A 22,149-nucleotide genomic window follows, 5' to 3' on the forward strand; every position below is an offset into this window, starting at 1 on the left:
GTTCTCGGCCCCATACGCTTGAGTCATGCCTGAAGAAGTACTGAACCCCACCCACGCCTGGGGCCACGGACTCGCCACCATCGCGGCCGACGGCACCGTGCTCGACACCTGGTACCCGTCGCCCGCCCTGGGCTCCCCGCCCGAGGCCGCCACGCTGCACGCGCCCGCCGAGCTGATCGCGCACGCGGTTCCGGATGCGCGTCGCGACGTCTCGGTCGAGGTCGTCGCCGAGGTCATCGAACTCGACGCCCCGCCCCGCTCGACGCCGGACGCCTACCTCCGCCTACACCTGCTCTCGCACCTGCTCGTCGCGCCGAACACGATCAACCTCGACGGCATCTTCGGATACCTGCCGATCGTGGTGTGGACGAACGCCGGCCCCGTGCATCCCGACGCCTTCGACCGCTTGCGGCCCGCACTGCAGCGCGCGGGCATCCAGGCCTACGGCGTCGACAAGTTCCCGCGCATGCTCGACTACGTCACGCCGCCCAAGGTGCGCATCGCCGACGCCTCGCGGGTGCGCCTGGGCGCGCACCTCGCGCCGGGCACCACCGTGATGCACGAGGGCTTCGTGAACTTCAACGCCGGAACCGTCGGCACCTCCATGGTGGAGGGCCGCATCTCGCAGGGCGTCGTAGTGGGCGACGGCTCGGACATCGGCGGCGGCGCCTCGATCATGGGCACCCTCTCGGGCGGGGGCACGCAGCGCGTCTCGATCGGACGGCGCGCCCTCCTCGGCGCGAACGCCGGCATCGGCATCTCGATCGGCGACGATTCCGTCGTGGAGGCCGGCCTCTACGTCACGGCCGGCACCAAGGTCGTGCTGATCGACGGCGACGACGAGAACCGCATCGTCAAGGCGGTGGCGCTCTCGGGCGTGCCCAACCTGCTCTTCCGCCGCAACTCCCTCACGGGCGCGGTCGAGGCGACCCCCCGCTCGGGCTCCGGCGTCACCCTCAACCCCACCCTCCACGCCTGACCCCCCCTCCCCCCATCCCCGCGAGTGGTCACTTTCGGCGCGAAACACGCCACTTTCGCGCCATAAGTGACCACTCGCGAGGAGCGCACGGGGTCAGCGCCAGCCACGGAGGGCGAGAGCCCGCCGGGTGCGGGACACGGCGGAGTCGGGGCCCGAGAACGGTGTGGTGCGGCTCTCGCGGATATGCACCCAGCCCGCCTCGAGCAGCGCCTCATGCCGCGCCACATCGCGGCGGTACTGGTCGGAGTCGAGCCGGTGCTGCTCGCCGTCGTACTCGACGACGACCTTCCACTCGGGGTATACGAGATCGCCGAAGCCTATGAAGCGACCTCCGGCCTCGATCCGAAGGTTGAGGCGGGGCTCGGGGAGCCCGGCCGCGATCAGGGCGAGCCGCAGACGGGTCTCCCGCGGCGAGTCCGACCCCTCGCGCATCCGCTCGACTGCTCTCAGCGCTGAACGCCGTCCCCGACCGCGATGTCTCCCGGCCCGCATCGCGAGTTGCTCGGCCTCGATATGAGGTCGAGGGTCACCCGGGTCCGGGTGGCGAGGAATGCGGATGAAGTGGTCGGCGGCGATCACGAGGTCGTCGTCACGAAGCACCTCGGCGAGTTGCAGCCACGTGGCCCCGGCGTCGGTCACTCGCAGGCCCCGGCGGACGGCGCAGCGCGTGGACGCCACGAGACGATGCCCCACGATTCCCGGCAGTCGCGGCCGGGTTCCACCGCCGATGGTCGAGACGTGGACGACCGGCTCGTCCTCGATCCAGGGCGGCAACGGCACATCCCACAGCCGCGCGGCGGTCGTGTGGCTGAAGACCTGGTCGCCGCGCATCCGGGTCGCGTAGGCAGAGCACCGGGCGACGAGATCGCCTGTCTCGCCGAGCATGTCCCGCACGCCACAGAAAGGCCGGTTTAGATCGGCTCCCCTCAGGCGCCCCAGGGTGACGCCGAAGTCGACCGCCTCCTGAACATGGAACGGCCGCCCGAGCAGTTCCGGGGGCAAGGGCACGCGTCGAGGCATGCCCCATGGTGGAGCGCCGAACGCCCGTCGAGACCGTTATCCCCAGGACGACGACGCCACCCCCACTTTCCACAACGGCGAGTGGTCACTTTTGGCGCGAAACACGCGGACTTGGCGCCAAAAGTGACCACTCGCGGAAGATGCGAGGGAGGAGGAGCGCGGGGGGGGGGGGGGGGTGGGGCTAGGGGCGCGGGGGGAGGTCGCGGGCCGGGGCGCCCAAGTAGAGCTGCTGGGGACGGCCGATCTTGGTCTGGGGGTCGGTCGCCATCTCGCGCCAGTGCGCGATCCAGCCCGGCAGCCGGCCGATCGCGAAGAGCACCGTGAACATGCGCGTCGGGAAGCCCATCGCCTTGTAGATGACTCCCGTGTAGAAGTCGACGTTGGGGTACAGCCGCCGCGAGATGAAGTACTCGTCCGACAGGGCGACCTGCTCGAGCTCCTTCGCGATGTCGAGCAGCGGGTCCTGCACGCCGAGCGCGAGCAGCACCTCGTCGGCCGACTCCTTCACGAGCTTCGCGCGCGGGTCGTAGTTCTTGTAGACGCGGTGGCCGAAGCCCATCAGGCGCACGCCCGACTCCTTGTTCTTCACCCGCTCCACGAACTTCGCCACGCCCTCGCCCGAGTCGCGGATCTGCGCGAGCATCGTGAGCACGGCCTCGTTCGCCCCGCCGTGCAGCGGGCCGAAGAGCGCATTGATGCCGGCCGAGATCGACGCGAACATGTTCGCCTCGGTCGAGCCGACGAGCCGCACGGTCGAGGTCGAGGCGTTCTGCTCGTGGTCCTCATGCAGGATGAGCAGCCGCTCCAGCGCCTTCGACAGCACCGGGTTCACCTCGTAGGGCTCCGCCATGGTGCCGAAGTTCAGGCGCAGGAAGTTGTCGACGAACGACAGCGAGTTGTCGGGGTAGAGGAACGCCTGCCCGAGGCTCTTCTTGTGCGCGTACGCCGCCATCACGGGCAGCTTCGCGAGCAGGCGGATGGTCGAGATCTCGACGTCCTCCGGCTTGTGGGGGTTCAGCGAGTCCTGGTAGTAGGTCGACAGCGCCGAGACGCCCGACGACAGCACCGACATCGGGTGCGCGTTGTGCGGCAGCGCGTCGAAGAAGCGCTTGAGGTCTTCGTGCAGCAGGGTGTGACGACGGATGCGCTCGTCGAACTCCGACAGCTCCGACGCCGAGGGCAGCTCGCCGTAGATGAGCAGCCAGGCGGTCTCGAGGTAGGTCAGCGACGTCGCGACCTGCTCGATGGGGTAGCCGCGGTAGCGCAGGATGCCCTGGTCGCCGTCGATGTAGGTGATCGCCGACTTGGTGGCGGCGGTGTTCACGAAGCCGTAGTCGACGGTGGTCAGACCGGTCTGCTTGGTGAAGGTCGAGATGTCGAGCGAGGATGCCCCGTCGACGCTCTTCAGGATCGGGAACTCGGCCGTTCCACCGGGATAGGTCAGAGTGGCCTTCTGTTCGACGTCCGTCACGGAGCCTCCTTGAGTGATCCTGCCTGCATGGTTTCTGTGGCGGGACGCAGGCTGCATCTGTAGACCGTGACCGCGTTGACCCGTATACAGCCTAATGTCCGCGCGAACGCAAACGCGACGCGGCGGCGTCGATGCGCTCGTCGGTGGCCGTCAGCGAGAAGCGCACGTGTTCGGGGAAGTGCGCCCCGTAGAAGTGCCCGGGCCCCGCGAGGATGCCGAGCGACGCCAGGTCGGAGATGGTGTCCCAGGCGTCGCGCCCCTCGGTCGCCCAGAGGTACAGCCCGGCCACGCTCTCGTCGATCCGCAGCCCCGCGGCCTCGATCGCCGGTCGCAGCACGGACCGGCGCGCGGCGTACAGCGCCTTCTGCGCGGCGACGTGCGCGTCGTCGCCGAGAGCGACCTCCATCGCGGCCTGCACGGGCGCGGGCGGGATCATGCCCGCGTGCTTCCGCACCGTGACCAGCCGCTCGATCAGAGCCGGGTCACCCGCCACGAAGGCGGCGCGGTATCCGGCGAGGTTCGACTGCTTGCTCAGCGAGTACGCGCCGAGCACGCCCGTGAGGTCTCCCCCGGTGACCCGCGGGTCGAGGATCGACGGAATCGGCTCGCTCGCCCAGCGCCCGTCCCAGCCGAGCTCGGCGTAGCACTCGTCGCCGACGATGACAGCACCCAGGGCACGGGCGCGCGCGACGGCCGCCTGCAGGGCCGGCACGTCGAGCACCCGTCCGTCCGGGTTGCCGGGGCTGTTCAGCCAGACGAGCTTCGTCGTCGACGGCCACGAGTCGGGGTCGTCGGCCGCGAGCGGGGTCGCGCCGGCGAGCCGTGCGCCCATCTCGTAGGTGGGGTACGCGGCGAGCGGATGCGCGACCACATCCCCCTCGCCGAACCCCAGCATGAACGGCAGCCACGCCACGAACTCCTTCGAGCCGATCGTGGGCAGCACGCTGTCGTCGCCCAGCCCGGGTACGCCACGGCGTCGCTCGAACCAGGACGCGATGGCGCTCCGCAGGGCGGGGGTGCCGGCCGTCTGCGGGTAGGAATGCGCATCCGTCGCCGCTTTCAGGGCGTCGGCGATGAGAGCGGGGGTCGGGTCGACCGGCGAGCCGATGGAGAGGTCGACGATGCCGTCGCGGTGGGCCCGTGCGCGAGCGGCGTACGGCGCCATCTCGTCCCACGGGTAGTCGGGCAGCGCGCCCAGTGCCATCAGACCAGTGCCATCAGGCCGGCGCCGTCAGTGCGCCTGCGGCGGGAGCACCGCGATGACGGGGTGATCCTTCTTGATCACGCCGACCTTCGCGGCGCCGCCGGGCGAGCCGATCTCGTCGAAGAACTCGACGTTGGCCTTGTAGTAGTCGGCCCATTCCTCGGGCAGGTCGTCTTCGTAGTAGATCGCCTCGACGGGGCAGACGGGCTCGCAGGCGCCGCAGTCGACGCACTCGTCGGGGTGGATGTAGAGGGAGCGTTCACCCTCGTAGATGCAGTCGACGGGGCACTCGTCGATACACGCGCGGTCTTTAACATCGACGCACGGCAGGGCGATGACATAGGTCACGGTCGTTCAGGCTCCTTCGATTACCGGGTCAAGTCTACGGCGTCGGGGCGGGCTCCCGGATGCGCGGTGCCGGCGGTCCCGGCCGGCCTCCGTCGCTCACCGAGCTTCGGCCACGCGATCACGACGACCGCGATCAGCGTGCTGCCGAACAGCCATACGAGCCCGGTCGGCCCGGCCGGCACGAGGATGGAGCCGCCGGGGCTCTCCACCGTGAGCAGCGCGACCATGCCGATCAGGGCGGCCGCGGCGAGCGCCGACGCGAGACGGCTGGGCGCGATCATGCGCAGGCCGGTGAGCAGCAGGGCGATCGCGACGAGCGCGATGATCAGCCCGATGGGCAGGTCGAACAGCCCGAACACGCTGATGTCGATCTGGTGCACGACCGTGCCGATGGCGCCGAACAGCGCGCCGAGCAGCAGGGCGGCGACATGGCCCAGGATGCGCGACCCGCGACTGGAGCCGATGACGTCGCCCGGGGTCGGGGTGGGCGCGGGAGCGCCGTACACGGGGGCACCGTACGCGGGGCTGCCTGGCGCGGTGGCGCCGTACGCGGGCTGGTCGGGGAGCACCGGATCAGTCTAGGCGCGCGATCCTGTACGCCACGGGTGCGCGCCGTGGCGCCCGGAGATCTCCCAGCGGCGGTGCCGCGGGGGCCGGGAGATCTTGCAGCGGCAGCGCCGCCGGGCTGCCGGGAGATCTCTCAGCGGCGCCGGCGGCGGGTGCCGAAGACGCCCTCCAGAACCCCGCGCAGGATCGTCTGTGTCGTACGCGATCGCAGCACGTCCGAGAGGATGTCGGCGTCGGACGGCGTGCTGCGCGGCCGGGTGCGCGGGCGCGGCGACGGCTCCCGGCGTGAGCGCGAACGCTCGTCGGCGCGACGGTCGCGCTCCAGCTGCGCGTCCATCTCCTTCTGCTGGCGGGCGTACTCCGCGGCGGCCCCCCGCTCCGACGCCGCGCGGGCGGCCTCCGCCGCGGCCGCCTCCTCGGCGGCGAGCGCTGCGTTCAGTCGCACCGTCAGGATCTCCCGCGCCGACTCCCGGTCGATCGGAGTGCCGTACTGCGCCAGGAGCGGCGACGCGGAGACCGCCGCCTCGACCTCCGCGGCGGGCGTCGGCGCCATCGACCCCTGCGGCGCCCGCACCCGCGTCCAGGCGACCGGCGTCGGCGCGCCGTTCTCGTTCATCACGGTCACGACGGCCTCGCCGATGCCGAGCGCGGGCAGCACCTCCTCGAGGTCGTAGCCCGACTTCGGGTAGGTCGACACGGTCGCCCGCAGCGCCTTGGCGTCGTTCGGCGTGTAGGCGCGCAGGGCGTGCTGCACCCGGGAGCCGAGCTGGGCGAGCACGTCGCCCGGCACGTCCTTCGGCGTCTGGGTGACGAAGAAGATGCCGACCCCCTTCGAGCGGATCAGCCGCACCGTCTGCACGATCGCCGCGGTGAAGTCCTTCGACGCGTCGGCGAAGAGAAGGTGCGCCTCGTCGAAGAAGAACACGAGCTTGGGCTTGTCGAGGTCACCCACCTCGGGCAGGTCGTTGTAGAGGTCGGCGAGCAGCCACATCAGGAAGGTCGAGAACAGCGCCGGCTTGTCGGCCACCCGGGGCAGCTCGAGCAGGCTGATCACCCCCGAGCCGTCGGCGGCGGTGCGGAGGAACAGGGAGGTGTCGATCTCGGGTTCACCGAAGAACGCGTCGGCGCCCTGCGCCGAGAAGGCGATCAGCTCGCGGAGGATCACGCCGACCGTCGCCGTCGACAGCCCGCCCATCGTTTTCAGCTCGATCCGCCCCTCGTCGCTCGTGAGGTGGGTCAGCACCGCCCGCAGATCGCTCAGGTCGACGAGCGGCAGCCCGGCCTGCTCGGCGTAGTGGAAGACGAGCCCGAGGCTGGATTCCTGGGTGTCGTTCAGGCCCAGCACCTTGCTCAGCAGCAACGGGCCGAAGGCCGTGAGCGTGGCGCGCACCGGAACGCCGGTTCCCAGCCCGCCGAGGCTGAAGTACTCGACCGTCGCCGCCCGCGGCGTCCAGTCCTGCCCGATGCCGCGCGTGCGGGCGAGGAGCTTCTCGCTGCTCGCCCCCGGGGTGGCGACCCCGGTCAGGTCGCCCTTCATGTCGGCGGCGAACACCGGCACCCCGGCGGCGGCGAGCTGCTCGGCGAGCACCTGCAGCGTGCGGGTCTTGCCCGTCCCGGTCGCCCCCGCGACGAGGCCGTGCCGATTGGTCATGGCGAGCGGGATGCGCACCGGCACCCCCGGCACCGCCTCCCCGTTCACGAGCGCACCGATCTCGAGCGCCGGCCCCTCGAAGTCGTACCCCGCCCGAACCGCCTCGACCGCGGCCTCGTCGAGCGGGCCGGCCACCGTGCGAACCTCGTCATCCGTCATGGCGCCAGCTTAGGCACGCCGGTCGGTGAGCGGCGCCTGACGACCCGTACCTGATGACCGGCCCGGGCGAGTGGACAAAGCGCGGCCCGCGGGGCTACGCTCGCAGTCGGTAAGGCAAGGCTTACCCAAGTAAGGCCATCCCAACCCAGCAGCCGACGCCTCCCGGCGCGCTGTGTCCCCCCACCCGTTCCCCCGAAGTCAGGTACCCGTGCTCGCGAACTATCTGATCGGCCTGCGCGAGGGCCTCGAGGCCGCCCTGGTCGTCAGCATCCTGATCGCCTACGTGTCGAAGATCGGTCGCCGCGACGTGCTCGCCCGGCTCTGGGTCGGCGTCGGCCTAGCCGTGCTCGTCGCCCTCACGCTCGGCGCGGTGCTCACCTTCGGCGCCTACGGCCTGAGCTTCGAGGCCCAGGAGGCCATCGGCGGCTCGCTCTCGATCATCGCCACCGGCTTCGTCACCTGGATGGTGTTCTGGATGCTCCGCACCTCCCAGAATCTCAAGCGCGCTCTGCAGTCCGACGTCGACAAGGCGCTGATCGGCGCCGGCTGGGGCCTCGTGCTGGTGGCCTTCCTAGCCGTCGGGCGCGAGGGCATCGAAACGGCGCTGTTCATCTGGGCCGCCGCGCAGGCCACCGGGGAGACGACCCTTCCGCTCCTCGGAGCACTGCTGGGCATCCTGACGGCCGTCGCGCTCGGCTACCTCATCTCCAAGGGCCTCGTGCGCATCAATCTGTCGGCGTTCTTCGCCTGGTCGGGCGCCGCTCTGATCGTGGTCGCGGCCGGCGTGCTGAGCTACGGCGTGCACGACCTGCAGGAGGCGGGCATCCTGCCCGGCCTGAACAGCCTCGCCTTCGACGTCAGCGGCGTGATCCCGCCCGACAGCTGGCTCGGCACCTTCCTCAAGGGCACCGTGAACTTCTCCCCCGCCACCACCTGGTTCGAGCTCGGCGCCTGGCTCGCCTACTTCGTACCGACGATGTTCCTCTTCCTCCGCGCGGTGCGTCGGGGCCGACTGCAGAAGGCGGCTCCGGCCGTCTCGCCCGCGCCCGCCGTCGCCTCCGCATCCTGACCCCCGCGTCCTGACCCCCGCCATCCTCCAAGGAGCCCCCACGTGAAGACCAAGCCCCTCCTCGCCGCCGCCGGCGCCGCCGTCACCCTGCTCGCGCTCGCGGGCTGCGTCCCGAACAGCTCCGCGTCCTCGACGGATGCGGCCGGTGCGATCACCGTCGACTCCAGCTCCGACGACTGCTCGGTGAGCGCCTCGTCGGCCACGAGCGGCACGCTGACCTTCTCCGTCACGAACTCCGGTGACCAGGTGACCGAGTTCTACCTGCTCGCCGACGACGGCCTGCGCATAGTCGGCGAGGTCGAGAACGTCGGCCCCGGCATCTCCCGCGACCTCGTGGTGCAGGCGCAGCCCGGTGACTACTTCACGGTCTGCAAGCCGGGCATGGTCGGCGAGGGCATCGGCCGCGCCGCCTTCACCGTCTCGGGCGACAAGGTGCAGCTCGCGGGCGACCAGCAGGAGCAGGTCGACCAGGCCGCCATCAACTACGTGGCCTACATCAAGGACCAGGTCGGCCAGCTCGTCACGGGCACCGACACCTTCCTCGAGGCCTACCTCGCCGGCGACGACGAGACCGCTCGCGGCCTCTACGCGACGACCCGTGCGAACTACGAGCGCATCGAGCCCGTCGCCGAGTCGTTCGGCGACCTCGACCCGATGATCGACTTCCGCGAGGCGGACGTCGCCGAGGGCGACGAGTGGACCGGCTGGCACCGGATCGAGAAGGACCTCTTCCCGCCGACCGCCGACGAGAACGGCGGCACCGCCTACACGCCCCTCACCTCCGACGAGCGCACGTACTACGCCGACAAGCTGAAGGCCGACACGCAGTCGCTCTACGAGGCCGTGAACGCCGACGACTACACCGTCTCGATCGACGCCATCTCGAACGGCGCCATCGGCCTGCTCGAGGAGGTCGCGAGCGGCAAGATCACCGGCGAGGAGGAGATCTGGTCGCACACCGACCTGTGGGACTTCCAGGCGAACCTCGAGGGCGCGCGCGTCGCCTACGAGGGCGTGCGCGACATCGTGGAGGCGAAGGACCCGGAGCTCGTCACCACGATCGACGAGCGCTTCGACTCGCTCGAGAAGACCCTCGCCGAGTACGGCAGCCTCGACTCCGGCTTCGTGTACTACGACGAGCTGACCACCGACCAGGTCAAGCAGCTGGCCGACGGCGTGAGCGCGCTCAGCGAGCCGCTCAGCCGCCTCACGGCGACTCTGGTGGGCTGAGCCCTAGGCTTCTCACCATGACCGATCACGATCCGACACCGGCGAAGCCGGGCATCTCCCGACGGGGGCTGCTCGGTCTCGCCGGCGCCGGCGTGCTCGGAGCCGGGGCGGGCCTGGCCGGCGGCATCGCGGTCGACCGCTTCGCGCTCCCCCAGTCCGCCTCCGCGGCACCCGGGGCCGGCACCGTCTACCCCTTCTTCGGCGAGCACCAGGCCGGCATCGTCACCCCGGCGCAGGACCGGCTGCACTTCGCGAGCTTCGACGTCGCCGACATCACCCGCGCCGAGCTGGTCGGCCTGCTGCAGGACTGGAGCGCCGCCGCCGCACTGATGACCGCCGGCACCCCGGTCGGCACCTACGGCGCCGTCAACGGCCCGTACACCGCCCCGCCCGACGACACCGGCGAGGCGCTCGACCTGCCGGCCGCCGGGCTCACGATCACCTTCGGCTTCGGCTCCACGCTCTTCACGGCCACCGACGGCACCGACCGGTTCGGCCTGGCCGCCCAGCGCCCCTCCGCGCTCGTCGAGCTGCCGCACTTCCCGGGCGACATGCTCAGCGAGGCGCTCACGGGCGGCGACCTCTGCATCCAGGCCTGCAGCGACGACCCGCAGGTGGCGGTGCACGCCATCCGCAACCTCTCCCGCATCGCCTTCGGGCGGGCGTCACTGCGCTGGTCGCAGCTCGGCTTCGGCCGCACCAGCTCGACGACAACGGCGCAGGTCACCCCGCGCAACCTGTTCGGCTTCAAGGACGGCACGGCGAACATCAAGGCCGAGCAGTCCGACGTCGTGGCCGACCAGGTCTGGGCCTCCCGCGACGACGGAGCCGCGTGGATGCACGGGGGCTCGTACCTCGTCGCCCGGAAGATCCGCATGACCATCGAGACCTGGGACCGCACCTCCCTGAAGGACCAGGAGGCGATCGTCGGCCGCACCAAGGGCGAGGGAGCCCCGTACTCCGGCGGCACCGAGTTCAGCGAGCCCGACTTCGAGGCCGAAGGACAGGGCGGTGCCCCGCTGATCGCGGCCGACTCGCACGTGCGTCTCGCGCATCCGACCCAGAACGCGGGCGCGCAGCTGCTGCGCCGTGGCTACAACTTCGTCGACGGCAACGACGAGCTCGGGCGGCTGAACGCCGGGCTGTTCTTCATCTCCTACCAGCGCGACGCCGCGAAGCAGTTCGTGCCGATCCAGATGAACCTCGCCAAGAACGACGCGATGAACGAATACCTCCGCCACGTGGGCTCCGGGCTCTGGGCCGTGCCGCCCGGCGCCTCCAGCGGCGGCTGGGTCGGCGAGACGCTGCTCGGTTGACACCCGAGCAGTCGCACCGGCCCGGGAAGCCGAACGAGCCCGCAGCGCCGAACAAGCCCGAGGGGCCCTTCTCGGCCCCCTTTCGCCTGATCACCCTCGGCACGGTCGTGCTCGTGTTCGTCGCCGCCTTCGAGAACCTCGCGGTCACCACGGTGATGCCCGTGATCAGCGCCGAGCTCGACGGCTCCGCCCTCTACGCCGTCGCCTTCGCGGCTCCGCTCGCCGTGTCGGTGGTCGGGATGGTCGCGGCCGGTCAGTGGTGCGACACCAGCGGGCCCCGGGTGCCGCTCTGCGCATCCGTCGCCCTGTTCATCGCAGGGCTCGTCGTCGCCGGTCTCGCGGGGAGCATGGAGCAGGTCGTCGTCGGGCGCCTCGTGCAGGGGCTCGGCTCGGGCGGGGTGACCGTGACGCTCTACGTGATCGTGGCGCGGGTGTTCCCCGGGGCGCTGCAGCCGCGGGTGTTCGGGCTGATGTCGGCGGCGTGGGTGATCCCGGCGCTGGTCGGGCCGTTCATCGCGGGCGTGCTCGGCGAGACCGTGGGGTGGCGCTGGGTGTTCCTCGGGGTCGCGTTGATCTGCGTGCCGGCACTGGGACTGCTGCTGCCCGTGATGCGCACGCTCCGGCAGGCGCAGACCGGCACGGCGTCGGGCTTCCGCATCCCGCGGCTGCTCTGGTCGGGGCTGCTCGCAGCGGGCATCCTCGCGCTCAGCGTCTCGGCCGAGTTCGGCGGCGTGACGGCGCTCGTGGTGGCCGTCGCCGCGGTCGTTGTGGCCGTCGTCGCGATCCGGCCGCTCGTGCCCCGCGGCACGCTCACCGGCCGCACCGGCCTGCCCCGCATCGTGCTCACCCGGCTCGTGCTCGCCGGCGGCTTCTTCGCCACCGAGACCTACCTGCCCTACCTGCTCACCCGCGACTACGCATTCTCCCCCGGCCAGGCCGGCCTCGCGCTGTCGGTGAGCGGCGTCGCCTGGGGTGCTGCGTCACTCCTCCAGGGCCGCTACGCAGCTCGCCTCCGCGACCGGGCCGTGCTCACCGCCGGCACGGCGCTGGTGGCCGCCGCCGTGGCCGTCACGCTCGCGACCGCCGCGCTCGGCCTGCCCGGCGGGGTCGCGATCGCCGGCTGGGCCCTCTCGGGCACGGGCATGGGCCTTGCCTACCCGAGGCTCTCGGTGCTGCTGCTCTCGGGCTCGTCGCACGACGACCAGGGCTTCAACAGCAGCGCCCTCAACATCGCGGATGCCGCCGGCCCCGCAGTGGCGCTGTCCGTCGCCGGGCTCGCCTTCCAGGCCCTCCCGGCCGCGGGCGTCGACGGCTTCACCGGGGTGTTCGGGCTGGGGCTGCTGCTGGCTGTCGCGGCGGTGGCACTGGCGCGGGGTGCGGCGCCGCGGACGGCTCCCTCGGCGGCGGCCGGCGCACGGGGCTAGCCGCGCATCCGGAACCCCACCCGCTACGAGGTGGTGCCGCCCACGATGTAGGTCGCGGTGCTCTGGCCCGAGCCGTCGTCGGCCACGCTGACGATCACCGAGTACGCGGCGTCGCTGTAGGCCCCGCTGCCGACACCCTCGACGAAGCCGGAGTAGCTGGCCTCGAAGCCGGCCTCCTTCAGCTGGGCGTCGATCGACTGGAAGGCGGGCTCCCGTTCCTCGTCGACCTTGACGATGACGGTCCAGCCGCCGCCGGAGTCGACCGTGCCGGCGCCCATGCCACCGATCACCTCGCCGTCGTAGAGCGGCACCTCGTTCGCGGGGAAGCCGTCGGGCAGGCCGCCGTCGGAGTTGATGTCGACGTCGCCGCCGCCCGCCTGCTCGACCGCGCCCTCGACGATCTGCTCGACCGGATTCGCGCAGGAGCTGAGCGCGGGGGTGAGCACGGCCGCCAGGGCGAGCGCGAGGATGAGGGCCGGCTTCTTCGTCATGCCCCCGATCATCCCAGACGGGGCGCACCGGGCACCAGACGCAGAACGGCCGGCACCCCCGAGGGATGCCGGCCGTTCGAGGCGGGCGACTACTGGTTGGCGCGCTTGAGGTTCGCGGTGCGGCGGGCACGCGCGTTCGCGTCGAGCTCGACCTTGCGGATGCGCACGATCTCAGGGGTGACCTCGACGCACTCGTCCTCACGGGCGAACTCGAGGCACTCCTCGAGCGAGAGCTGACGCGACGGCGTCATCGACTCGAAGGTGTCGGAGGTCGACTGACGCATGTTGGTCAGCTTCTTCTCCTTGGTGATGTTCACGTCCATGTCGTCGGCGCGCGAGTTCTCGCCGATGACCATTCCCTCGTAGACCTCTTCGGTCGGGTTCACGAAGAACGTCATGCGCTCCTGCAGGGCGATGATCGCGAACGGGGTGACGACGCCGGAGCGGTCGGCGACGATCGAGCCGTTGTTGCGGGTGACGATCGAGCCGGCCCACTCGCCGTAGCCGTGCGAGATCGCGTTGGCGATGCCGGTGCCACGGGTGATGGTGAGGAACTCGGTGCGGAAGCCGATCAGGCCGCGCGAGGGGACGATGAACTCCATGCGCACCCAGCCGGTGCCGTGGTTCGCCATGTTCTCCATGCGGCCCTTGCGGGCGGCCAGCAGCTGCGTGATCGCGCCGAGGTACTCCTCGGGGGCGTCGATCGTCAGGTGCTCGTACGGCTCGTGCGTCTTGCCGTCGACCTGCTTGGTGACCACCTGCGGCTTGCCGACGGTGAGCTCGTAGCCCTCGCGGCGCATGTTCTCGACCAGGATGGCGAGCGCGAGCTCTCCACGGCCCTGAACCTCCCAGGCGGCGGGGTTGCCGATGTCGACGACGCGGAGCGAGACGTTTCCGATCAGCTCGCGGTCGAGGCGGTCCTTCACCATGCGGGCGGTGAGCTTGTGGCCCTTGACCTTGCCGACGAGCGGCGAGGTGTTGGTGCCAATGGTCATCGAGATGGCCGGGTCGTCGACCGTGATGGCCGGCAGGGGGCGAACGTCGTCGGGGTCGGCGATGGTCTCGCCGATCGTGATGTCCTCGATGCCGGCGATGGCGACGATGTCACCGGGGCCGGCCGACTCGGTCGGGAAGCGGGTGAGGGCCACCGTCTTCAGCAGCTCGCTGATGCGCTGGTTCGTGACGGTGCCGTCGTGCTTGACCCAGGCGACCTGCTGGCCCTTCTTGATCGTGCCGTTGAAGACACGGAGCAGGGCGAGGCGGCCGAGGAACGGCGAGGAGTCGAGGTTCGTGACGTGGGCCTGCAGGGGCGCCTCGTCGTCGTAGGTCGGCGCCGGGATGTGCTCAAGGATGGCGCCGAACAGGGGCTCGAGGTCGTCGTTGTCGGGCAGCGTGCCGTTCTCGGGCTTGTTCAGGCTCGCGGCCCCGTTGCGGCCCGACGCGTAGACGACGGGCACGTCGAGGATCGCGTCGAGGTCGAGGTCGGGCACGTCGTCGGACATGTCGCTGGCGAGGCCGAGCAGCAGGTCCTGCGACTCGCCCACGACCTCGTCGATGCGCGCGTCGGGGCGGTCGGTCTTGTTGACCAGGAGGATGACGGGGAGCTTCGCCTCGAGCGCCTTGCGCAGCACGAAACGGGTCTGCGGCAGCGGGCCCTCGCTCGCGTCGACGAGCAGCACGACGCCGTCGACCATGGACAGGCCGCGCTCGACCTCGCCGCCGAAGTCGGCGTGGCCGGGGGTGTCGATCACGTTGATGGTGATCGGCTTGTCGCCGGCGTGCTTGCCGTTGTAGGAGATCGCCGTGTTCTTGGCGAGGATCGTGATGCCCTTCTCACGCTCCAGGTCGTTCGAGTCCATCATCCGGTCGTCGGCGTCGAAGTGCGCGTCGAAGGAGTTGGTCTGCGTGAGCATGGCGTCGACCAGCGTGGTCTTGCCGTGGTCGACGTGGGCGACGATCGCGACATTGCGCAGGTCGTCGCGGGTGGCTTGTGCCATGGGGAGTCCTCAGGTCTCTTGAACCCGGGACTGATGGCAGAAGCCACCCGCGGGCTCGAATAACGGGGTGTGGGTGGGCGTCGTGGCCCGGACCGCTAAACGCCCAGGGTGATTCCAGCGCCCGGAATAGCGTTCAGCAACTCCCTAGTGTACTGCTCCTTGGGGTTGTCGAAGACGGCATCCGTCGAAGCGGCCTCCACGATGCGTCCCTGCTGCATCACACACACGTTGTCGGCGATCACCCGGACCACCGCCAGGTCGTGCGTGATGAACAGGTAGGTCAGCTCCAGCTCGTTCTGCAGCTCGGCGAGAAGCTGCAGGATCTGCGCCTGCACCAGCACATCGAGCGCCGACACCGCCTCGTCGAGCACGACGATGTCGGGCTTCAGCGCGAGCGCCCGGGCGATCGCCACGCGCTGACGCTGGCCGCCCGAGAGCTCGTTCGGGTAGCGGGTGATCAGCGACTGCGGCAGCGACACCTGGTCGAGCAGCTCGAGCACGCGGTCGCGGCGCGCGGTTCGGTCGCCGACGTTGTGCACCTGCAGCGGCTCGGCGATCGTGTTGCCGATGTTCCGCAGCGGGTCGAGCGAACCGTAAGGATCCTGGAAGACCGGCTGCATGCGGCGGCGGAGGCCGAGCAGCTCCTTGCCCTTCAGCGGCGCCACGTCGGTGCCGTCGATCAGGATGGAACCCGACGTCGGGTTCTCCAGGCGCAGGATCATCTTGGCGACGGTCGACTTGCCCGAGCCCGACTCGCCGACGAGCGCGGTGGTCGTGCCCTTCTCCACGGCGAACGAGACCTTGTCGGCGGCGATGAGCTCGCCCGAGGAGCCCTTGCCCTGGCCGCGGATCTTGTAGACCTTCGTGAGGTCTTTCACCACGATCGCGTCGGGGCGCTTGGTCGCGGCGCGGTGCTCGACGCGCTCCTCGGCGGCCGCGATCAGGTCGAGACCCTCGGTGACCTTCGTGGGCGCGTAGTCGAGGTCGCTCAGGGCGTGCGTCTCCGACTCGGCGGTCGCCCTCTGGATGCGCCGCGAGGCGAGGCTCGGTGCCGCGGCGACGAGGCGCTGCGTGTACGGGTGCACCGGGTTCTGCAGGATCTCCTTCGAGGGCCCGGCCTCGACGATGCGGCCCTTGTACATCACGACGAGCTGCTCGGCGCGCTCGGCGGCGAGGCCGAGGTCGTGCGTGATGAACAGCACCGCGGTGCCGATGTCGCGGGTCAGCGTCTCGAGGTGGTCCAGGATGCGCCGCTGCACGGTCACGTCCAGAGCCGAGGTGGGCTCGTCCGCGATCAGCAGCTTCGGGCGCGACGACAGACCGATGCCGATCAGCACGCGCTGGCGCATACCGCCCGAGAACTGGTGCGGGAACTGCTTCAGGCGCTTGTCGGCGTCGGCGAGGCCGGCCTCCTTCAGCACCTGGATGGCGTGGGCCCGCACCTCCTTGCGACCCGACGCGATGCCGTTCGCCCGGATGGTCTCCTCGACCTGGAAGCCGACGCTCCACACGGGGTTGAGGTTCGACATCGGGTCCTGCGGCACGAAGCCGATCTCGCGGCCCCGGATGTCCTCCATCTGCTTCTCGGAGTAGGAGCTGAGCTCCTTGCCGTCGAACATGATGGTGCCGCCGGTGATGCGGCCGGCGCCCGGGAGCAGGTTGATGATCGCGTGAGCGGTCGTCGACTTGCCCGAGCCGGACTCGCCGACGATGGCCAGGGTCTGGCCGGGCATCAGCGTCAGGTCGACGCCGCGCACGGCCGGCACGATGCCGTTGGTCGACTGGAAGCCGACCTCGAGGTTCTTGATCTCCAGCAGCGGCGCGATGCCGGCGGAACGGGGTGTCGGGTCGCTCATCGCTGGGCCCTCGCCTTCGGGTCGAGTGCGTCGCGAACCACTTCGCCCATCATGATGAAGGCGAGCACGGTGATCGAGAGCGCGAGTGAGGGGTAGATCAGGGTCTGCGGCGCGTTGCGCAGGTCGACCTGGGCGGCGCTGATGTCGTTGCCCCAGGACATGGTGGAGTTCGGCAGGCCGACGCCGAGGAAGGACAGCGTCGCCTCCGCGACGATGGCGGCACCGAGCGAGATCGTGGTGACGACGATCACCGGGGCGATCGAGTTCGGCAGCACGTGGCGCATCAGGATCTTGAAGTTCGAGACGCCGACGGCCTGCGCGGCCATCACGTAGTCGCTCTGCTTGACCCTCAGGATCTCGGCCCGCAGCACGCGGGCCGTGGACGGCCACGCGAAGATGCCGATCGCCAGGGAGATGACGAACACGTTCCGGTAGGCCGAGAACACCGACATGATGACCACGGCGGCCAGGATGTAGGGGATCGAGAAGAAGATGTCGCCCGCACGGGAGAGCACCGCGTCGAGCCAGCCGCCGTAGAAGCCGGCGAAGGCGCCGAACAGGATGCCGAGCACCGTCGTGAGGATCGTCACGATGATGCCCACCGACAGCGACGTCGAGGTGCCGTGCACGATGCGCGAGAACACGTCGCAGCCCTGCTTGGTGAAGCCGAGGATGTGCTCGCCGGTCGGGCCGTCGTTGCTGTTGGACAGCTGGCAGTCGGAGTTCGGTGCCACCGGCGTGAACAGACCGGGGAACAGGGCGACGACGACCACGAGCAGGATGATGACCGCCGAGATCCAGAACATGGGCCGGCGGCGCATGTCGCGCCAGGCGTCGATCCAGAGGTTGCTCTTGCGTTCGCCGACGTTGACGGCGTCGATCGCGACGAGAGGGGTCTCCTCCAGCGGTGCGACGAAGTGCGTCGGGGAGAGTGGCTTATTTGACATAGCGGATCCTCGGGTCGAGAAGGCCGTACAGGAGGTCGACGACGAGGTTGACCACCAGGTAGATGAGCACCATGACGGTCACGAACGAGACGACGGTGGGCCCCTCGCCTCGGATGATCGCCTGGTAGAGCGTGCGACCGACGCCGGGCACGTTGAAGATTCCCTCGGTCACGGTCGCACCGACCAGCAGCACGCCGAAGTCGGTCGCCGCGTAGGTGACCACCGGGATGAGCGAGTTGCGGAGGATGTGCACCGGGATGATGCGCCGCCGGCTGAGGCCCTTGCCGTACGCGGTGCGTACGAAGTCGAGGCCCGCCGTCTCGATGACGGAGGCCCGGGTGAGCCGGATCAGCTGCGCCAGCGAGATGCTCGCCAGCACGAAGGCCGGCAGGATCAGGTCTTGGATCGGGGCACCGCTGGACACCGTCGTCCTGGCCCAGCCGAGTTGGATGCCGAACACGTACTGCCCGACGAAGGCGATCACGAAGATCGGCAGGGAGATGAACACCAGGCTCACGATCAGGGCGGTGCCGTCGAACAGCTTGCCCTTGCGGAGACCGGAGTAGAGGCCGATCAGCACGCCGCCGACGAACTCGATGATGAGCGCGAGGATGGCGAGGCGGATGGTCACCGGGAAGGTGCGGGCGAGGATGTCCGACACCGCTTCACCGGAGAAGGAGGTGCCGAAGTCACCGCGGAGGATGCCGCCGAGGTACAGGAAGTACTGCACGATGAACGGCTGGTCGAGGTTGTACTCCTGACGGAGCCGCTCGAGCAGTGCCGGGTTGGGCGTCTTGTCGCCGAACAGGGCGAGAAGGGGGTCTCCGGGCATCGCGAAGACCATGAAGTAGATGAGGAACGTCGTACCCAGCAGGACGGGGATCGCCTGGAGCAGACGCCTGAGGATGTAACCGGCCACGAATCAGACCGAACCAATCGAAACTAAGGGGCGAGAGCCGCCGCGCGAATCACAGACAACATGATACGGGGGCGGCAGCGCATGGCTGCCGCCCCCGTAGATGCGGGAACTAGCTCTTGGTGATCTCGTAGTAGAGCGGCACCGAGTTCCAGCCGAACTCCACGTCCTGCACGGTCTCGCCGTAGCCACCGACCACGTTCGAGTACCACAGCGGGATGGCCGGGAGGTCCTTCAGCAGGATCTCCTGAGCCTTCTGGAAGTCGGTGTTCGCCTCGTCCGCGTCAGCGGTCGACGAGCCCTCCTGGAGCAGCGCGTCGAACTCGGGGTTCGAGTAGTCGCCGTCGTTCGAGGACGCGTTGGTCGCGTACAGCGGGCCGAGGAAGTTGAACAGACCGGGGTAGTCGGCCTGCCATCCGGTGCGGAACGCCGTCTGGATGCTGCGGTCGGTGATCGCGGTACGCGCCTCGGCGAAGGTCGGGTACGGAGCACCCGACGCGTCGATGCCGAGCGTGTTCTTGACGCTGTTCGAGACCGCGTCGACCCAGTCGGCGTGGCCGCCGTCGGCGTTGTAGGCGATCTGGAACGAGCCCGACCACGGCGAGATGGCGTCGGCCTGGGCCCACAGCTTCTTCGCCTCGTCGGGGTTGTACGCCAGCACGTCGGCGCCCTCGAGCGAGTCGCTCCAGCCGTCGATCACCGGGGAGGTGAAGTCGGAGGCCGGGGTGCGGGTGCCCGAGAAGATCACGTCGGTGATCTCGTCGCGGTTGATGGCCATCGAGATGGCCTGGCGGCGCAGCTTGCCCTCTTCGTCGTTGCCGAAGTGCGCGAGGCGCTCCGGGATCGTGAACGACTGGAAGATGGCGGCCGGCTGGTTGACCGCACGGTCGCCCAGGTCGGACTCGTAGTTGCCGAAGGCGCTCGAGGGAACGGCGTCGAGCACGTCGAGGTTGCCACCGAGCAGGTCGGCGTAGGCCGCGTCCTCCGAGGCGTAGAAGACGATGGACAGGCCACCGTTCTTCGCCTGACGGCCGCCCTGGTAGCTCTCGTTCGGGACGAGGTCGATCTTCTCGTTGTGAGCCCACGCGGTGTCGCTGGCGAGCTTGTACGGGCCGTTGCCGACGGGGTTCTGGCCGAAGGCCTCCATGTCGTCGAACGCCGACTTGGGCAGCGGGTAGAACGCCGAGTAGCCGAGGCGCAGCGGGAAGTCCGAGCGCGCCTCGTTCAGGGTCACGGTGAAGGTCAGGTCGTCGACCTTCTTCAGACCGGTGAGGGGGCTGTCGGCGTCATAGCTGAAGCCTTCGATGTCCTCGAAGAAGTAGCTGTTCAGCTGCTCGTTGGACAGGAGGGCGCCGTACTGCCACGCGTTGATGAAGCTGTCCGCGTCGACCGGGTCGCCGTTGCTGAAGGTCTGGTCGGCCTTCACCTTGATGGTGAACGTCTTGGAGTCGTCGGTGTCGATCGACTCGGCCATGTCGAGCTGCGGCGCACCGGTGGCGTCGTAGTACTCCAGGCCGGCGAAGATCGAGTCGAGAATCTTTCCACCACCGGTCTCGTTCGTGTTGGTGGGGATCAACGGGTTCTGCGGCTCGGAGCCGTTCGCCGTGATGACCGCCGAGGTGTCGCCCGACGAGCTGTCGTCCGAACCGCCGCTGGCGCAGCCGGACAGTGCGAGCGCGCTCGCGGCGATCAGCGCGATAGCGCCGATGCCATACCGTCTCTTCTTCAATTTTCCTCCTGTGCAGAATAGGGGCAGGCGACGATCCCCTTGTGAGGGCCGAGACCTAAGGAAGTACCCTAAGTGGGGGTAAACACGAGATCAAATGCGGGCCGAAAAAGTTACATACACGAAACTATCTCCGCAGGATCTTTGTGCACATTCGACAGTACCCGCTCGAAAACCGCGCCTGGCGCAAGAAAGCGAAATGATGGTGCGAGCCGAATCCTGGTTCCCGATGCGGCGCCGCCGACTCGGCACGGAGATCCTCCTGGTGCTCGGGCTGTCGCTCGGGGCATCCGCCGTGTACTCCGTCGTGAGCCTCGTCGCGAAGGCCACCTCGGGCACCGCGCTGGCCGATCAGACAGCCACCATCAACGGCTCGCTGAGCGACCGTCCGTGGCTCGATCTCACCTACCAGCTGCTCGCGATCGGCTTCGATCTGGTGCCGGTGGCGCTCGTGCTCTACCTGCTCGCGATCTCCGGCGGCAACCCGTTCCGCCGCATCGGCTTCGACCTCACCCGGCCGGGCCAGGACCTCGGGCGCGGAGCCCTGCTGGTGCTCGTCGTCGGCGTGCCGGGCATCGTCCTCTACGTCGTGTGGCGCCTGCTCGGCTTCAGCGCCGCGGTCGTCGCCGCGCCGCTCGACGGCCAGTGGTACACCGTGCCCGTTCTGGTGCTCGCCGCGCTGCGGGCCGCCCTCCAGGAGGAGGTCATCGTCGTCGGGTACCTCTTCACCCGCCTGCGTCAGCTGGGCTGGCGGAAGTGGCAGATCATCGCCGGCGCCGCCGTGCTGCGCGGCAGCTATCACCTCTACCAGGGGCCGGGGCCCTTCGTCGGCAACGTCGCGATGGGCCTGATCTTCGGCTGGTGCTACTGGCGCTGGGGCCGCGTGATGCCGCTGGTCGTGGCGCACTGGATCATCGACATCATCTCGTTCGTCGGCTACCCGCTCGCGGTCGGCCTCGCGCCCGCGCTCTTCGGCTAGGCCGAACGCCGGGGCCGCCGGCGCGACCCGCCGCCCCGCACCGCGGTGACGACCATCAGGGCCGCTCCCCCGACGAGCACGGCGACGGATGCCCAGCCGCCGATCGCGATCCAGTCCGCTCCCCCGTCCGAACCACCGCCCCCGGTGGCCGCCGGCTCGGGCGTGAACAGCGGCTCCGTCGTGGGCGTGGCCGTGGCGGACGCGGTGACGTTCACCGTCAGCCGCGCCGAGGCCGTGCCCTGGAACGAGCTCGAGATCGTGCAGAGGATGGTCGAGGTGCCGATCGGGAAGGCCTGACCCGACTCCACGGGCGTGCCGGCGATGGCGCAGCCGTCGAGCGTCAGCCCGGCGGGCAGCGCCGCCTGGATGGGCACCGGCGCTGCGCCGCTCGCGTCGGCCTCGAGGTCGAGCTGGCCGGGCAGGATGCTCGACCCGGTGAAGTCGGCGCCCACGATGCGGGTGCCGCTGAAGTCGGCGCCCTCGAGCACCGCCCCCTCGAACACCGCGCCCTGCACGTCGCCGCCCGCGAAGGACGCTCCCGTGAGGTTCGCGGTGCGGAAGTCGCCCTCGCCGAAGCGCGTGCCGCTCAGGTCGACGCCCGGGCACTGGGCACCGCCGGGGCCGCCGTCGCTGATCGGCGAGATGACGCAGTCGCCCTCGGCGAACAGCGGGTCGGCATGCGCCGGCGCGAACGAGGCCAGAGCGAGCACCGCGCCGAGCAGCACGCCGGCACCGGCGATGGCCCTCCCCCGGGGTCGACGAGGACGGGTGTCGAGCGGGGCGGGCATGACCCGAACCC

General features: G+C 69.9%; 19 protein-coding genes. 6 read left to right on the forward strand and 13 right to left on the reverse strand.

From position 1 onward, the window contains the following. Window positions 1–25 precede the first annotated feature (25 nt). Window positions 26–979 carry a 2,3,4,5-tetrahydropyridine-2,6-dicarboxylate N-succinyltransferase gene (gene dapD, locus HQQ85_RS05355; RefSeq protein ID WP_173181416.1) on the forward strand — a complete coding sequence of 318 codons (954 nt, stop codon included), beginning with the start codon at window positions 26–28 and terminating at the stop codon, window positions 977–979. Window positions 980–1,072: 93 nt separating this feature from the next. Here the strand turns inward: dapD and HQQ85_RS05360 are convergent, their stop codons facing one another. The 6 genes from HQQ85_RS05360 to HQQ85_RS05385 form a co-directional block, all read right to left on the reverse strand. Next, window positions 1,073–1,999, reverse strand: a complete 927-nt coding sequence (locus HQQ85_RS05360; RefSeq protein WP_173181417.1) for an endonuclease domain-containing protein — start codon at window positions 1,997–1,999, stop codon at window positions 1,073–1,075. A 181-nt stretch (window positions 2,000–2,180) separates the two neighbouring features. Further along, a complete protein-coding gene (locus HQQ85_RS05365; RefSeq protein ID WP_271206534.1) occupies window positions 2,181–3,470 on the reverse strand; it encodes a citrate synthase in 1,290 nt (429 codons plus the stop codon). A 91-nt stretch (window positions 3,471–3,561) separates the two neighbouring features. Next, on the reverse strand, window positions 3,562–4,674 hold the full coding sequence (gene dapC / locus HQQ85_RS05370; RefSeq protein ID WP_216851422.1) for a succinyldiaminopimelate transaminase: 1,113 nt from the start codon (window positions 4,672–4,674) through the stop codon (window positions 3,562–3,564). 27 nt (window positions 4,675–4,701) lie between these two features. Next, window positions 4,702–5,022: a ferredoxin gene (fdxA, locus tag HQQ85_RS05375; RefSeq protein WP_173181419.1), complete on the reverse strand. Its 321-nt coding sequence runs from the start codon at window positions 5,020–5,022 to the stop codon at window positions 4,702–4,704. Window positions 5,023–5,042: 20 nt separating this feature from the next. Then, window positions 5,043–5,591, reverse strand: coding sequence for a DUF6113 family protein (locus HQQ85_RS05380; RefSeq protein WP_173181420.1), 549 nt, complete (start codon window positions 5,589–5,591; stop codon window positions 5,043–5,045). A gap of 131 nt (window positions 5,592–5,722) precedes the next feature. Continuing rightward, window positions 5,723–7,399 carry a helicase HerA-like domain-containing protein gene (locus tag HQQ85_RS05385; protein ID WP_173181421.1) on the reverse strand — a complete coding sequence of 559 codons (1,677 nt, stop codon included), beginning with the start codon at window positions 7,397–7,399 and terminating at the stop codon, window positions 5,723–5,725. A gap of 208 nt (window positions 7,400–7,607) precedes the next feature. On the opposite strand from HQQ85_RS05385, the gene efeU reads away from it, so the two are divergent. The 4 genes from efeU to HQQ85_RS05405 are packed head-to-tail and all read left to right on the forward strand — an operon-like array spanning window position 7,608 to window position 12,438. Beyond that, window positions 7,608–8,468, forward strand: a complete 861-nt coding sequence (gene efeU, locus HQQ85_RS05390; RefSeq protein ID WP_173181422.1) for an iron uptake transporter permease EfeU — start codon at window positions 7,608–7,610, stop codon at window positions 8,466–8,468. Window positions 8,469–8,510: 42 nt separating this feature from the next. Then, on the forward strand, window positions 8,511–9,698 hold the full coding sequence (efeO, locus tag HQQ85_RS05395) for an iron uptake system protein EfeO (RefSeq protein ID WP_173181423.1): 1,188 nt from the start codon (window positions 8,511–8,513) through the stop codon (window positions 9,696–9,698). Between the two features lie 17 nt (window positions 9,699–9,715). Continuing rightward, a complete protein-coding gene (gene efeB, locus HQQ85_RS05400) occupies window positions 9,716–11,014 on the forward strand; it encodes an iron uptake transporter deferrochelatase/peroxidase subunit (RefSeq protein ID WP_173181424.1) in 1,299 nt (432 codons plus the stop codon). After that, a complete protein-coding gene (locus tag HQQ85_RS05405) occupies window positions 11,011–12,438 on the forward strand; it encodes an MFS transporter (protein WP_254069119.1) in 1,428 nt (475 codons plus the stop codon). The genes efeB and HQQ85_RS05405 overlap by 4 nt, the downstream gene beginning before the upstream one ends. A 23-nt stretch (window positions 12,439–12,461) precedes the next feature. On the opposite strand, the gene HQQ85_RS05410 is transcribed toward HQQ85_RS05405, so the two are convergent. The 6 genes from HQQ85_RS05410 to HQQ85_RS05435 form a co-directional block, all read right to left on the reverse strand. Beyond that, a complete protein-coding gene (locus HQQ85_RS05410) occupies window positions 12,462–12,929 on the reverse strand; it encodes a hypothetical protein (RefSeq protein WP_173181425.1) in 468 nt (155 codons plus the stop codon). 89 nt (window positions 12,930–13,018) lie between these two features. After that, window positions 13,019–14,926: a translational GTPase TypA gene (gene typA / locus HQQ85_RS05415; RefSeq protein ID WP_173181426.1), complete on the reverse strand. Its 1,908-nt coding sequence runs from the start codon at window positions 14,924–14,926 to the stop codon at window positions 13,019–13,021. Between the two features lie 95 nt (window positions 14,927–15,021). Next, window positions 15,022–16,782, reverse strand: a complete 1,761-nt coding sequence (locus HQQ85_RS05420) for an ABC transporter ATP-binding protein (protein ID WP_173181427.1) — start codon at window positions 16,780–16,782, stop codon at window positions 15,022–15,024. After that, window positions 16,779–17,729 carry an ABC transporter permease gene (locus tag HQQ85_RS05425; protein WP_173181428.1) on the reverse strand — a complete coding sequence of 317 codons (951 nt, stop codon included), beginning with the start codon at window positions 17,727–17,729 and terminating at the stop codon, window positions 16,779–16,781. The genes HQQ85_RS05420 and HQQ85_RS05425 overlap by 4 nt, the downstream gene beginning before the upstream one ends. Then, window positions 17,719–18,648, reverse strand: a complete 930-nt coding sequence (locus tag HQQ85_RS05430; RefSeq protein WP_173181429.1) for an ABC transporter permease — start codon at window positions 18,646–18,648, stop codon at window positions 17,719–17,721. The genes HQQ85_RS05425 and HQQ85_RS05430 overlap by 11 nt, the downstream gene beginning before the upstream one ends. A gap of 109 nt (window positions 18,649–18,757) precedes the next feature. Then, a complete protein-coding gene (locus HQQ85_RS05435) occupies window positions 18,758–20,374 on the reverse strand; it encodes an ABC transporter substrate-binding protein (RefSeq protein WP_173181430.1) in 1,617 nt (538 codons plus the stop codon). Between the two features lie 196 nt (window positions 20,375–20,570). Between HQQ85_RS05435 and HQQ85_RS05440 the strand changes: the two genes are divergently transcribed. Further along, complete coding sequence (locus HQQ85_RS05440) at window positions 20,571–21,350, forward strand: CPBP family intramembrane glutamic endopeptidase (RefSeq protein WP_173181431.1); 780 nt, start codon at window positions 20,571–20,573, stop codon at window positions 21,348–21,350. Here the strand turns inward: HQQ85_RS05440 and HQQ85_RS05445 are convergent. Continuing rightward, window positions 21,347–22,138, reverse strand: coding sequence for a pentapeptide repeat-containing protein (locus HQQ85_RS05445; RefSeq protein ID WP_173181432.1), 792 nt, complete (start codon window positions 22,136–22,138; stop codon window positions 21,347–21,349). The two genes, HQQ85_RS05440 and HQQ85_RS05445, sit on opposite strands and share 4 nt — an antisense overlap. Between the last annotated feature and the right edge of the window lie 11 nt (window positions 22,139–22,149).

The sequence above is a fragment of the Herbiconiux sp. VKM Ac-2851 genome (genome assembly GCF_013205105.1).
In the GTDB taxonomy this organism is placed as follows: domain Bacteria; phylum Actinomycetota; class Actinomycetes; order Actinomycetales; family Microbacteriaceae; genus Herbiconiux; species Herbiconiux flava.